We start from the raw sequence: 13,663 nt of genomic DNA on the forward strand, positions 1-13,663 counted from the left end.
CTCCCGGCGTGCGGGTCTCGCCGGGCTCCCGGTGATCGCGGTGGACCGCACCGGAAGAGATGCCGCGTCGCGACCGCCGCGGAGATAGTGAGCCGGTGCTTGCAGCCCGATCCGACTGGTGTCCCGGCCCGGTGCACCACGCCGTCTCCCGCTGGGCCGCCGACACGCCGGATACGCCCGCGATCTCCTGCGCCGGTGCCACCCTGAGCTATCGCGAGCTCGACGAACGGGCCAACCGGTTCGCCCGTCACCTGCGGGAACTGGGCGTGGCCACAGGTTCGGTGGTCGCGCTGCACCTGGATCGCGGCCTCGAGCACTACATCGCGCTGCTCGCCGTGCTGAAGGCGGGCGGCACGGTGCTGCCCTTGGACACCACCTACCCGATCGAGCGTCTGCGCTACCTGCTCTCCGACAGTGGTGCGGGCGTGCTCGTCACGAGCGGCGGCCTGGAATCGCTCGAGGGGACGGTGACGGTCCGGCCCGACCGGGACACCGAGCTCGTGGCCGGATACCCGGCCACGCCACCGCCGGAGGACGTGCAGGCGGACGACGTCGCCTACGTGATGTACACGTCCGCTTCGACCGGGCAGCCCAAGGGCGTGCGGCTGACCCACGGCGGCATCGCCCACCTGTGCGGCGCGCACATCGAGGCGCTGGGCCTGACCGGCGCGGATCGCGGATCGCTCGCCGCGCCCCTGAGCTTCGACGCCGCCATTCTCGACCTGTGGCCGATGCTGGTCGTCGGCGCGCGAGTCGTCGCCATCGCCGACGACGATCGCGCCGAGCCACCTCGGCTGGTGGCGGCGCTGCGGGCCGCCGACGTGACGGTGTGCTTCCTGACCACCGCGCTCGCCGAACTCCTGCTCGTCCAGCCGGGGCTCGCCGAGTTGCCCCTGCGCTACCTGGTGACCGGCGGCGAGGCGCTGCGCAGGCGACCGCGGCCCGGGCTGCCGTTCCGGCTGATCAACATCTACGGCCCGACCGAGACCACGGTCTACGTCACGTCCACCGTCGTCGACGACGACGCCACCGGCAGCGGCCCCATCCCGATCGGCCACCCGGTGGCGGGCGTCGGAGTGCACCTGCTGGACAAGGACGAGCGGCCGGTACCGGAGGGCGAGCCCGGCGAGATCGTGGTGTCCGGTCCCGGTGTCGCCCGCGGCTACCTCGGCCGGCCGGACCTGACGGCGCGACGGTTCCGGCCGGATCCGGATGCTCCCGGCGCGACCCGCTACCACACCGGTGACCTGGCCCGCCGTCGCGCCGACGGCGGTTTCGAGTTCCTCGGCCGGCTCGACCGGCAGGTGAAGGTGCGCGGACATCGCATCGAACCGGAGGAGCTCGAGCGGACGCTGCTCGACCACCCGGGCGCCGCACAGGCCGCCGTGGTCGCGATCCGGCCACCCGGCGAGCCGTCCCGGCTGGTCGCGTACGTGGCCGCGGATCCGGCGTGGCGGCCCGACAGCGACCTGGACGAGGCGCCGGTTCCCCGAGGCACGGCGAGGGCCACCGAGGTGACGCTCGCGCAGCTGACCGAGGCGGGCTCGATCCTCGAGATCGGCGGCGGTCTCGCCGGGATCGACCGGGTCGCGGCCCGGCACGTCCGGGTCGGCACCGTCGCGGACGTGGCGGCGGAAGAGGAGTTCGACGCGACCGTGCTCGACTGCCGGCCCGGGGTGTACCGCTGCGTCGACACGCTTTTCGACGCGATCCGCGAGGCGGTTCGCGCGACCAGGGACGGCGGCCTCGTCATCGCGTCCGGCGTGCGGTCCCTCCCGCTGCTGGCCGCGGGATACGCGAACCGGGAACTGGCGGGCGCCCCGGACGAGATGACCATCGAGGAGCTGCGTTGGCGCGTGCGCGCCCGGGTGCGCGCCGACACCGGCCTGGCGGTGCACCCGGGTGCGTTCGCCGCCTTGGACACGGCCCCCCGGGTCGCCGCGGTCGATCTGACCCCGACGCACCGCCGGCCCGGCGCTCCCACGTTCGACGTGGTGGTGCACGTCGGGCCGCCGGCCGGTCGCGGCGAGGCCGAATGGCTGGACTGGTCGGCGGGGATGGACCTCAGGGCGATCCGCACGCTGCTGCAGAACCACCGAGGGCCGGTGGTCGCGGTGCGTGGCATCCCGATGGCGGCAGCGGCGCCGGCGGACTGGGCCTCGTTCGCCACGGTCGGCGACCTCCGGCAGGACGCCGAGCCGGAGGCGCCGACGCCACTCGACCTGTTCGGCGTCGCGGCCGGCACGCCGTACCGCACCAGGCTGAGCTGGCGGGCCGGGCGCGAGGACGGATCGGTCGACGCCGCGTGGGTGCGTGAGCCGGCCCCGATCGCCGTGGTGTGGCCGGAATCCTCCGGCGTGCCCGCGTCCGCGCGGGCCAACCTGCCCGGCCGGCCGTCGATCGATCGGGCCTTGCGGACGGAGCTGCGGGCGAAACTGGCGCGGCGCTTCGTGCCGCACGAGCTGCCGGACCTGATCCTCGTGCTCGACCGGCTGCCCCTGACGCCGGTCGGCAAGGTCGACCGCGCGGCGCTGCCACCACCGTCGTGGCTGGCGACCGGGGGCCCGGCAGAACCGAGAACCGCCGCGGAGGCCGCGGTGCACCCACTGGTCGTCGAGGTGCTCGGCCATCCCGACGTCGGCCTCGACGACGACCTCCGGACGTTCGGCGCGCATTCGCTGACCATGGCCCAGCTCACCGCCCGCATCGCGGGACGGTTCGGAGTCCAGGTCCGGGTCCGCGAACTGCTCGCCGGACCGACCGTCGCGGCGATCGCGGTCCGGGTGGCCGACGCGATCGAGACAGACCTGTGTGCTCATCAGGAGGTGGCGTGACCGCGGACGGCCTGATCGGCGAGCCGGCCCGGGCCGCCGTGCTGCGGCGGCTGACCGGGGCCGCGCCCGCCGATCCCCTCACGCCCCGGCCGGACGGCCCGGGTCCGGCCGAACTGTCCTTCGTCCAGGAACGCATGTGGTTCCTGCACGAGCTCGACCCCGGCAGCGCCGCGTACAACATCCCGTTCGCGCACCGCCTGCGCGGCCCGGTCGATGTCGGCTGTCTTCGCGCCGCGCTCACGGAGATCGTGCGCCGGCACGAGGTGCTCCGGTCCACCCTGGACGAGGACGGCACCGGCCGGCCGGTGGCCGTGGTGCGCGCGCCCGAACCGTTCGCCCTGCGAACGACCGAAGTGGACGGTGACACCGTCGACGATCGGTTGAGCAGGACGGCCGAACTCGCCCGCGAGCACCTGCGAACGCCATTCGACCTGCGCCGCGGTCCGTTGCTGGACGCCGAGCTGTTCCGGCTCGACGTCGACGACCACGTCCTGGTGCTCTGCGCGCACCACATCGTCGCCGACCAGTGGACGCTGGGCGTGCTCGGCCACGAGTTGTCCGAGCTGTACACCTCGTTCCTCCTCGCGATCCCCTCGCTGCTGCCCGAGCCGCCCTTGCAGTACGCGGACTTCGCGGCGTGGCAACGGCGTCGGTGCACGCCCGGCGTGCTCGCCGGGCAGGTGGCGCACTGGCGGGAGCGGCTGGCCGGGATGCCCGTGCTGGACGTGCGCACCGATCGGCCGCGGCCGGCCACGATGGGCTGGTCGGGGGCCCGGATCGAGCACCATCTGCCCGCCTCGATCGTGCGGCCGCTGCGCCGGCTGGCCGAACGCCGGGGTGCGACGATGTTCGCCGTCGTGGCCGCGGCGCTGACCACCTTGCTGTACCGCTACACCGGGCAGCCCGACGTCGCGATCGGCGCCGCCGTCGCCGACCGCGGACGCCCGGAGCTGGAGACGCTCGTCGGCTTCTTCGTCAACACCGTCGTGCTCCGGACCGACCTGTCGGAGCAGCCGAGTTTCGCCGAACTGGTCGACTCGCTGCGGGACACCACCATGACCGCGCAGGAACACCAGGACCTCCCGCTGGAGCGGCTGGTGGACGCGCTGGGCGCCGGCCGCGACCCGAGCAGGCCGCCGTTGATCGGCGTCGTGCTGTCGTACCTCAACACACCCGGCGACCGCCTGCGGCTCGCGGGCACGACCTGTTCGCCGTTCCGCTTCGATCCCGGTGTGGTGAAGTTCGAACTCGACGTCTACGTGACGGAGATCGACGGCGGCCTGCGGGTCGAGGTCGACTACCGCACCGACCTGTTCGACGCGGAGACGATCCGGCGCATGCTGGTCCACCTGGAGCGGCTGTGTGCTTCGGCCGGTGCCGATCCCACGGTGCCGGTGTCCGCGCTGTCGTTGATCGACGCGAAGGAACAGGCCCGACTGCTGGCGTGGGGCAACGCGGACGGTCCGGCGGCCCGGGCGGAGCTGACCGTGCTCGACGCGTTCGACCGGCAGGTCGAGCGGCATCCCGACCTGCCGGCCGTGCGGGACGGCGATCGCGTTCTCAGCTACCGGGAACTGGCCGAGCGGTCCGGCCGGCTGGCGGCGCGGCTGACCGCGGCGCTGGGCGGCCGGCCGGGGTGTGTCGGCGTGTGCCTCGACCGCTCCGCCGAGCTGATCGTGGCGCTGCTCGCGGTGCTGCGGGCCGGCGGGCACTACCTGCCGCTCGATCCGGGTTACCCGGCAGACCGCCTGAACTACATGCTCGCCGACGCGGACGCCGGCCTGGTGGTGACGCGCGGCGCGTTCGCCGACCGGATTCCCGCGTGGACCGGACCACGGGTGCTGGTCGGCTCGGACGACGAAACCGGCGAGACGCCGCTGGTGCAGGCGACGCCGGAGGACCTGGCGTACATCATGTACACGTCCGGCTCGACCGGGCGCCCCAAGGGAATCCGCGTGCCGCAGCGTGGCGTGGTCCGGCTGGTGCACGACACCGACTACGTGCGGTTCGGGCCGGGTGACCGGATCGCCCACGCCAGCAGCCTTTCCTTCGACGCGGCGACCTTCGAGATCTGGGGCGCGCTGCTGACCGGCGCGCAACTGGTGATCGTGCCGCAGGACGTGGTGGTCGAGCCGGACCGGCTGGTCGCTTGCCTGCGGGACCAGGAGATCACCGTGCTGTGGATGACCTCGTCGCTGTTCAACCACACGATCCGGGCGATACCGGACGCGGTGGCGACGGTCGGCACCGTGATCGTCGGCGGGGAGGCGCTGGACGTGGCGACCGTGCGGACCGTGCTCCGGCATCCGCCCGCGGTACTGCGCAACGGTTACGGCCCCACCGAGAACACGACGTTCACGACCACCCACCTGATCACCGACCTGCCGCCGGACGCCACGTCGGTGCCGATCGGCAGGCCGATCAACGGCACGCGGTGCTACGTGCTCGACGATCGGCTGCGGCTGGTCCCCCCGGGTGCGCCCGGTGAGCTGTGCGTGGCCGGGCTGGGCGTGGCCCTCGGCTACACCGGTGCTCCCGAGCTCACCGCCGAACGTTTTCCGCGTGATCCCTACGGCGACGGGGATGACGTCCTGTACCGCACGGGAGACCTCGTGCGCTGGCGTGCCGACGGCGTGCTGGAGTTCCTCGGCAGGCGCGATGACCAGGTCAAGATCCGTGGCTACCGGATCGAACTCGGCGAGATCGAGACGGTGCTGGCCGGCTGCCCCGGCGTGCGGTCCGCGGTGGTCGCGGTCCGGCAGGAGCGCGACGGGCCGCGGCTGACCGGTTACGTGCTCGCCGACCCGGACGATCGCCCGTCGGTGAGGGACGTTCAGGCCGCGGCGGCCGCGACGTTGCCCACGTACATGGTGCCGACCGGATTCGCGATACTCGACAGCTTCCCGTTGACCCCCAACGGAAAGGTCGACCGGGCCAAGCTGGCCGGTGTCGAGTTGACGACGGCGGAGCCGACGACGGCCGCCACCGAGGTCGAGCCGCGCGACGAGACCGAAGCGATCGTGTGCGCCGAGTGGCAGGCCGTGCTCGGGCGTCCCGGGATCGGCGTCACCGACAACTTCTTCCACCTCGGTGGCGACTCGCTGCTGGCCACGCGCGCGGTGAGCCGCCTGCGGCGGCGCACCGGAGTGCGGGTCACCGTGCGCACCTTGTTCGACCACCCCACCGCCCAGGGCTTCGCCCGAGCGCTCACCGCGATCAAGGAGGCGGGCCGATGACCAGAACCGTCCCCGGCGGCCTGCTGCCCGCCGCCAACGTCCAGGAACGGATGTGGCTGGCGGAGCGACTGGAACCGGGTCTGGGCCGGTACAACGTGCCGTACGCCTGGGAAGTGCGGGGCAGGCTGTCGCCGGCGGCACTCGCCACCGCGGTCGCGACCGTGATCGAGCGGCACGAGATCCTGCGCACCACGTTCGTCGAGCACGACGGGCGGCTGTACCAGCGGGTCGACGAGCCGTGGACCCCCTCGGTAGCCACGGTGAACCTGCGGGGCCTGCCCGGCGCGCGGCAGCTGCTGACCGGCTGGTTGTCCGAGCAGGCCCGGAAACCGTTCGACATCGGCACGAACCGCTTGCTGCGCCTCGGCGTCGCGGAGCTGGACGGCGATCGTCAGGTGCTGTTCCTCGGCCTGCACCACCTCGTCTCCGATGCCGCGTCGTTGCCGCTCTTCCTGCGCGAACTGCGGGCGGTGTACCGGCAGCCCGCGCTGCTGCCCGAGCCCTCGCCCGGCGACCGGCCGATCCGGCCGGCCGAGCCGGCCGGTGGGGCGAGCATTCCGAAGCTACCGCGTCCGGGAGGGCCCCAGTGACCGAGTGGGTTTTTCCAGCGTCGCTCGCCCAGGAACGACTGTGGGCAGCGGCGAACCACGGCTCTTCCGCACTCACCGCGTCGCGGGCGATCCGGTTGCCGGACGGGACGACGGAGGAGCAGGCCCGTGCCGCGCTGGTCGCGGTGGCCGGCCGGCACGAGATCCTCCGCACCCGGCTGCGACGCGACGGCGGCCGGTTGGTACAGGTCGTCGTGGCCGACCAGCCGGTCCACCTCGGTTCCACTGTGGACACTTCCGGCAGTGCCCGCGTCCCCGCGTCGCCCGGGGTGTTCGGCCCGTCCTCGGCGCCGTTGTGGCACGCCAGGCTGGTCCGGGACGAAACCGGGCTGTCACTGCTCTTCACGGCGGACGAGATCGTGTTCGACGACCGGTCGTTCGTTCTGCTCGCCGACGAACTGACCGAGCTGTGCCGGGCCGCCCAGGAGGGCCGGGACGCACAGCTGCCCTCGTTGCCCGTGCAGTACGCGGACTTCGCGGTCTGGCAGCGCGACCGGCTGGCGTCGGGCGCGGCCGCGGACGAGATCGCTCGCTGGCGGGATCGGTTGGCCGGCGCGCCACCGATCACCCTGCCGCCGACGGACCGGCCACGTCCGACCACTGTGGACTCTGCCGGCGCCCGGGTCGGCGTCGACTTCCCGGACGGCTTGGCCGGCCGGATCGCCGCGGCGGCCCGCGATCGATCGGTGACGCCGAAGACGATCCTGATCGCCGCGGGCGCCGCGCTGCTGGCCCGGTTGACCGAGAACGCCACGGACGTCGTGTTCGGTGTGTCGGCCGAGGGGCGCGACCGGCCCGAGGTGGCAGCTCTGCTGGGCCGGTTCGCCGGCACGGTGGCGGTGCGGGTCACGGTCGCCGGTCAGCCGAGTTTCGCGGCGCTGGTGGAGCAGGTCGACGGTGCGCTGGCCGGCATCGACGAACACGGTGCCACGCTGCTCGCCGCCGTCGCCGACGAACCACATCCGCCGTACCAGGTCTCGTTCGAGGTCGATCTCGACGGCGAACCGGTGGTGCGTCATCCGGACCGGGCCTCCGGCGATCTCGTGTTCGAAGTCGGCAGCGCGGGCATCGGCCTCCGCTACCGGACGGCGCTGTTCGACGCGCCGTCCGCGACCGAGATCGCTCAGCGTTTCGTGCGGCTGCTGAACGGGTGCGTCGCGGATCCGGATGCGTCCGTCGCCGACCTGCCGCTGATCGGCGACGCCGAACGCGAGCTGGTCCTGACCACGTGGAACGAGACCGCGTACCCGCTCGAACCCGCCACGCTGAACTCGCTGTTCGAGCGGCAGGCGGCCAGGACACCGGACCGGATCGCGGTGCTCCACGGCGACGACGCGTTGACCTACCGGCAGCTCAACGCGGCCGCGAACCGGCTGGCGAGACGGCTGGTCCGGGTGGACGCGCGGCCGGACGCGCTCGTCGGCATCGCGCTGCCGCGCGGTGTCACGCTCGCGGTCGCCGTGCTCGCCGTGCTCAAGTCGGGCGCCGGCTACCTGCCGCTGGACCTCGAGATCCCGGTGGACCGGATGGCGTACATGATCGCCGACGCGAAACCGATCCTGATCCTGGCGACCGGCGAAACGACCGGACGGCTCCCGGCCGGCGCCACGGTTCTCACGTTGGACGACTCGGATCTCGCGGCAGGCGAAGACGCCGACCTCACCGACACCGAACGACGCGCGCCGCTGTCTCCCGCGTCCACCGCCTACGTCGTGTACACGTCCGGCTCGACCGGCCGCCCCAAGGGCATCGTCGCGGAGCACCGCAACGTCCACTCCTACGTGGACTACGCCCTGCGCACCTATCCCGCGCTGCGCGACGAGGCGCTCATGCCGTCGCCGCTGTCCTTCGACCTGAGCATCACGGGGTTCTACTGCCCGCTCGTCTCGGGCGGCCTCGTCCGGCTCGCCGCGGTCGACGAGCCGGGCGCGCGGGCGGCCGAGGCCACGTTCCTGAAGTGCACGCCTGGCCATCTGCCCATGGTCGACACCGAGGTCGCCCCCTCGGTCGACCTGATCGTCGGCGGCGAAGCCCTGCCCAGGGAGGCGCTGGCCGCGTGGCGCGCGGCCAACCCGACGGTGCGGGTGACCAACGAGTACGGCCCGACGGAAACCACCGTCGGTTGTGTCGCGGAGTTCTTCGACCCCGGAGCGCCGCTGCCGCCCGGTTCGGTCGCCATCGGCAGGCCCGTGTCGAACATGCGCGCCTATGTGCTGGACGAGCGGCTGCGTCCGGTACCACCCGGTGTCGTCGGAGAGCTGTATCTGGCCGGTAAGCAGGTCGCCCGTGGCTATCTCAACCGGCCCGAGCTGACCGCGGAACGGTTCGTCGCCTGTCCGTTCGGCGAACCCGGCCAGCGCATGTACCGGACCGGGGACCTGGTCCGGCACCGCACCGACGGCGCCATCGAGTTCCACGGCCGCAGCGACACCCAGATCAAGCTGCGTGGCTACCGGATCGAGCCGGGTGAGATCGAATCCCGGTTGCGGGAACACCCGGCGATCACCGACGCCCTCGTCGCCTTGGAGGGGGGCAGCACGGGCCGGCTCGTCGCCTACCTGTGCTGTGCGGGCGAGCCGCCGCGACCGGCCGACCTGCGGACCCACGTCGGCGCGACCCTGCCCGGCTACATGGTTCCGTCCGGTTACTTCGCCGTGCCGGCCATTCCCCTGAACGTCAACGGAAAGACCGACTTCGCGGCGCTGCGCCGGCACGCCGAGCCGTTGCCCGACAGCACCGGACGGGCGCCGGCGACGGCGACCGGCCGCGTCGTCGCCGAGGTGTTCGCGCGGGTCCTCGACGTGCCGGAACCCGGCGCCGACGACTCGTTCTTCGACCTGGGCGGGCATTCGCTGCTGGCGGCCCGGATGGTCGGCGAGATCGCCGCGGTGACCGGGGTCCGGCTGTCCCTGCGCGACCTGCTGGACCATCCCCGGGTGCAGGAGCTGGCCGACCGCATCGACCTGGACCGGGTCGACCGGCGCAGCCAGGCGGCGGTGTCCGAGGTGGCGGGATTGCCGATCTCCGGCATCCAGGAACAGATGTGGCTGGCCGAACTGCTCGATCCCACCGGTTCGGCGTACAACGTGCCGCTGGTGTGGCGGCTCGCCGGAGAGGTGGACGCGACCGCTCTGGGCGCCGCGTTCGGCGCGCTGGCCGCCCGGCACGAGATCCTGCGCACCGCGTTCGTCGACCACAACGGGACGCCTCGGCAGGTGGTCCGGAAGCCGTGGCAGCCCGAGGTGGTCGTCGAGGACCTGCGGGAAGTCGGCGCCGCCGACCGGAAGGCGCGCGTGGACGCGTTGGTCGACCAGGAGGCGGAAACCCCGTTCGATCTCGCGGCCGGCCGTCCTTTGCGGGTCCGGCTCGTGCGTTTCGCCGACGAGCACGTGCTGCTCGTGTGCCTGCACCACCTGGTTTTCGACGGCGGATCGATCCCGGTGTTCACCGCGGATCTGGCCGCCCTCTACGCGGAAGCACTCGGCGCGCCGGTGACACCGCTGGCGGAACCGCTGCAGTTCCGCGAAGTCGTCGCCGACCAGACGGCCTGGCTGGCCGGCGAGGAGGGCGCCGACGGCATCGAGTTCTGGTCGGACTGCCTCGCCGGTGCGCCGGTCACGCTCGACCTCGGCCCCGCGCCGGCCCGGCCGGGACCGCACGGTGCCGTCACGGTGCCGTTCTCGCCCGGGTTCGCGCAACGGTGCGCCGGCCTGTGCACCGAGCACCGCGCGTCGTGGTACATGGTGGCGGCGTCCGCGGTCGCGGCTCTGCTGCACCGGTGGTCCGGCACCGACGACGTGACCATGGGACTGCCGATGGCGAACCGGGAGGACGAGCGCCACGCCGAAGTCCTCGGTCCCTGCCTGAACACGGTGGTGCTGAGATCCCGTACGGGTCCGCACGACACGTTCGCCGATGTGCTCGACGGGGTTCGAGAGTCCTTTCTGGACGCCTTCGAGTACCAGGCCGTGCCGTTGCCCGCCGTGCTGGACCGGCTCGATCCGCCGCGGGCCAACGGCCGCATCCCGTACGTCGACGTGTCCCTCGCCGTGCTGGCCAACTCCGCCGAGGAGACGGAGTTCGGCGCGGCGAAGATGGTGTCCGTCCCGTTCGACCGCTGGCAGCACGACCGGAAGTTCGGCATCACGGTCACGTTCATCGACGACGACGGCGCGATCGGCGCCGTCATGTCCTACCGGGGTGACCGCTACCCGGCGGCGACCGTGCGGCGGATGGCCGACTGGCTGGGCGCGCTGCTGGACAGCGTGTCGGAGTCGGCGAGCACGCCGATGACCGAACTGCTGCCTGCGACCGGGCCCCAGTTCCGGGACTTCGTGCTCGCCACGGAGGGCAACCGGGACGACGCGGCCGGTGTGGAGCACTGGGCCGGCGTCCTTTCCGGCGCACCCGCCTATCCGGCAGTCGTCCCGCCCCTGGACGCCGGACCACCGGGCGCGGTGCCGATCCCGCTGCGTCCCGACGCGCTGACCAGGCTGCGTGCCGTCCAGGCCGAGCACGGCGTGTCGTGGTTCATCGTGGCGGCGACCGCGGTCGCCGCGCTGCTGCACCGGTGGACGGGCGAGGACGACGTGACCTTCGGCGCTCCGGTGGCCAACCGCGACGACTTCGCCGACGTGCTCGGGCCGTGCCTCACCACCATCGTGCTGCGGTCGCAGCTACCGGAGCGGGCGACCGTCGCGGATCTGCTGACGCGCGTGCGGGACACGGTATTGGACGCGTTCGACCACCAGGACGTGCCGTTCGACGTGGTGGTCGACCGGCTCAAGCCGGCCCGGCGGCCGGGCTGGACGCCCTACATCGAGGTGCTGCTCGCGGTCACGACGGACGGCACCGAGCAGGTGGTGCTGGCCGGGGACATCGAGCTGCGGCCGCTCGAGCTGGACCACAACGGCGCCGGCTACGCGGGGAAGTTCGGTCTCACCGTGGGCTTCGACGACGTCGACGGTGCGCTCGCGGGCAGCCTGATGTTCCGGGGCGACCGCTTCACCGCCGGCCAGGCGCGGGCGATGGCGCGGTGGCTGGGCACCCTGGTCGGCTCCTTCGCCGACGTCCTCGACCAACCGCTGCACACCCTCGATCTGGTCGGCGCCGAGGAGAACACCGAACTGGCGCGGCTGGAGCGGGGCGCGGCACCGGCAGAAGTCCGATCGGTGGCCGAACTCGTGAGCCGGTGGTGCGCCGGCTTCCCGGACGCACCGGCCGTCCGGTCCACCCGCGGCGTGCTCAGTTACCGCGGCCTCGACGAGCGGGCCGAGGCGCTCGCCGCCGTGCTGCGACCACTGGCCAGGGGCGAACAACCCGCCCTGGCGCTGCTGTTGCCCCGGGGCGAGGACATGGCGGTCGCCATGCTTGCCTCGTGGAAGGCCGGATTCCTGTTCTGCCCGCTGGAACCGGGCTATCCGCCGGGCCGGATCGGCTACGTCCTCGGTGATCTCGACGCCTGCGCCGTCCTCACCGACGATCCGGCGCTGCTGGACGCGGTACCCGGCAACGCCGTCCCCGTGGTCGACGTGACCGCGCCCGTTCCCGCGGCAACGGGCGCGCCGAGCGCGCTGCCGCACCCGGACGCGACTGCGTATGTGCTGTACACGTCCGGCACCACCGGCACGCCGAAGGGCGTCGAGTACAGCCATCGCAGTCTCGCCATCGCGACGCAGTGGCACATCGACGCCTTCGAAGTGACGCCGCGGGATCGGGCGAGCTGGCTGCACAGCGTCGCGTTCGACATGACCCAGTGGGAGGTGTGGCAGACGCTGAGCGCGGGCGCGGAGTTGCTGGTCTACGAACGACAGGTGATCGCGCCCGAACTGGCCGACTGGCTCACCGAGCAGCGGGTGACCATGTTCTTCACGCCGACGCCCCTGGCCGAGGCCTTGTGGGCCGCCGGCACGGAGCTGCCCTCGGTGCGTTGGCTCGTTTTCGGCGGTTCGGCCCTGACCGTGCTGCCGCCGACGGACACGAGTTACCGGATCTGCGACTCGTACGGGCCGACCGAGACGTACAACACCACGCTGCACGAGGTCGATCCGGCGACCGCGACCGTGCTCAACTGCATCGGCAGGCCGAACGCGGGCACCCGCGTGTACGTCCTCGACGAGGCGGGCCGGCGCTGCGCCGTCGGCATGCCCGGCGAAATCCACATCGGCGGCACGTCCGTCGCGAAAGGCTACTGGCGCAAGCCCGACCTCACCCGGGAACGCTTCGCCGCCCTCGATCCCGACGGCAATCCCGGTCCGGTGTACCGCACCGGGGACCGGGGGCGCTGGTTGCCCGACGGCACCCTGGAGTACCTCGGCAGGCTGGACCGTCAGCTCAAGGTGCGTGGCTACCGGATCGAACCGCAGGAGATCGAGGCGCAGCTGCGCGAGGATCCGCTGGTGCATCAGGCCGTCGTGCACACGTTCCCGGACGATCCGGCGCCACTGGTCGCGTACCTGGTCGCCCACGCGCCCGACCAGGCGGACACCCATGCGGTGCTGGCCCGGCTCAAGCTGATGCTGCCCGAGTTCATGGTGCCCAGCGCGCTGGTGTGGCTGCCCGAGCTGCCGTTGAACTCCCGGGGCAAGGTCGACGTCGGCGCACTGCCCAAGCCGAGCCGCGCCGACGTGGCGGGAATCGCGGAGTTCAGTGCGCCGCGAACGGAGGTGGAGCGACGTATCGCGGCGGTGTGGTCGGAGGTGCTCGGCGTCGAAACGGTCGGTGCGCACGACAACTTCTTCGACCTCGGCGGCAACTCGCTGCTGCTGGCCACCCTGCACGCCCGGTTGCAGGAAGCCCTGTCCGCGAAGCTGCCCATCCGGCAGCTCTTCGAGTACCCGACCGTGTACACGCTCGCGAACGCACTGGCCGCACCCGGCGCATCGGCGCCGCGGGCCCCGGCCGGGGACTCGGCAGCGGACCGGGCTCGCAAGGCACGGCAGGCCTGGGCACGCCGGGCACGACCCACCCGGTGACGTGAGGAGAC

At 72.7% G+C, this 13,663-nt stretch carries 4 protein-coding genes; all 4 read left to right on the plus strand.

What is annotated here, in order from left to right:
• The first annotated feature begins 95 nt into the window (after positions 1–95).
• Genes ACGFMK_RS28490 through ACGFMK_RS28505 form a run of 4 tightly spaced genes read left to right on the plus strand, consistent with a single transcriptional unit; the run spans position 96 to position 13,652 of the window.
• Positions 96–2,834 (plus strand): amino acid adenylation domain-containing protein, encoded by a 2,739-nt coding sequence (locus ACGFMK_RS28490; protein WP_392769389.1) that lies wholly within the window; start codon positions 96–98, stop codon positions 2,832–2,834.
• Positions 2,831–6,070 (plus strand): amino acid adenylation domain-containing protein, encoded by a 3,240-nt coding sequence (locus ACGFMK_RS28495; RefSeq protein WP_392769391.1) that lies wholly within the window; start codon positions 2,831–2,833, stop codon positions 6,068–6,070. Before ACGFMK_RS28490 ends, ACGFMK_RS28495 begins: the two co-directional genes overlap by 4 nt.
• Positions 6,067–6,660 carry a condensation domain-containing protein gene (locus ACGFMK_RS28500; protein ID WP_392769393.1) on the plus strand — a complete coding sequence of 198 codons (594 nt, stop codon included), beginning with the start codon at positions 6,067–6,069 and terminating at the stop codon, positions 6,658–6,660. Before ACGFMK_RS28495 ends, ACGFMK_RS28500 begins: the two co-directional genes overlap by 4 nt.
• A complete protein-coding gene (locus tag ACGFMK_RS28505) occupies positions 6,657–13,652 on the plus strand; it encodes an amino acid adenylation domain-containing protein (protein ID WP_392769396.1) in 6,996 nt (2,331 codons plus the stop codon). Before ACGFMK_RS28500 ends, ACGFMK_RS28505 begins: the two co-directional genes overlap by 4 nt.
• Positions 13,653–13,663 lie beyond the last annotated feature (11 nt).

The organism is Amycolatopsis sp. NPDC049252 (assembly GCF_043197175.1).
Taxonomy (GTDB): domain Bacteria; phylum Actinomycetota; class Actinomycetes; order Mycobacteriales; family Pseudonocardiaceae; genus Amycolatopsis.

Excerpts from the sequence above, each read along its gene's own strand:
- ACGFMK_RS28500 (WP_392769393.1), top strand. The coding sequence starts at position 6,067 with ATGACCAGAACCGTCCCCGGCGGCCTGCTGCCCGCCGCCAACGTCCAG.